Annotated in this window: 1 protein-coding gene and 1 pseudogene; both read left to right on the top strand. The window is 65.6% G+C overall.

Going from position 1 to position 526, the window contains the following annotated elements; all coding sequences use genetic code 11:
* Window positions 1-281, top strand: a 281-nt coding sequence (locus FQ705_RS34355; protein ID WP_222105683.1) for a hypothetical protein, incomplete at its 5' end; no start/stop codon positions are given.
* Window positions 278-526 (top strand): annotated as a pseudogene (locus FQ705_RS29300) (bifunctional tRNA (5-methylaminomethyl-2-thiouridine)(34)-methyltransferase MnmD/FAD-dependent 5-carboxymethylaminomethyl-2-thiouridine(34) oxidoreductase MnmC); the annotation flags it as partial. The gene FQ705_RS34355 and the pseudogene FQ705_RS29300, both read left to right, overlap by 4 nt.

The following is a 526-nucleotide window of genomic DNA, read 5'->3' as shown; positions in this document are numbered from 1 at the left end:
CGGCGGCCACCCCGCGGTACGGCGTTGCTATGATAGCGCAGCGCAAACCCAATAACGACAAGGGTTTCAAAGATTTTCATGCGGATTTTGCCGGATCTTCAGGCCGTTGCCCGCATTTTTGCCGCGTGGCGACCAGCGTTGTCAAGCGCCGCAAGCGAGCCTTAGGAGCCGACGTTGGTTTTTGCCAACGCCAGGCTGGGCGCGGCTTTGGCGGCTCCGGCCAGGTGTTGCCCGCGCATTTGCCCGGGCCCTTCGCCGGCCCTTTCGATTGTTTCGCATGACCGACCGACTCGCTCCCGCCACGCTCGTTTTCCGCGAAGACGGCACGCTCGTTTCCCCCGCCTACGGCGATATCTACCATAGCGCGGCCGGCGCGCTCGCCCAGGCCGAGCACGTGTTCCTGCGCGGCAACCGCCTGCCCGAACGCTGGCGCGGGCGTCGCCACTTCACCATCGTCGAGACCGGCTTCGGCACCGGCTGCAACTTCCTCCCCACCTGTGCCTCCAGTCGCACCCATCCTTCTCCC

The organism is Paraburkholderia sp. BCC1884, from assembly GCF_900996225.1.
GTDB lineage: Bacteria > Pseudomonadota > Gammaproteobacteria > Burkholderiales > Burkholderiaceae > Paraburkholderia.
The sequence above is the reverse complement of the archived record's forward strand: the minus strand, read 5'-3'. Positions and strand labels throughout refer to the sequence as shown.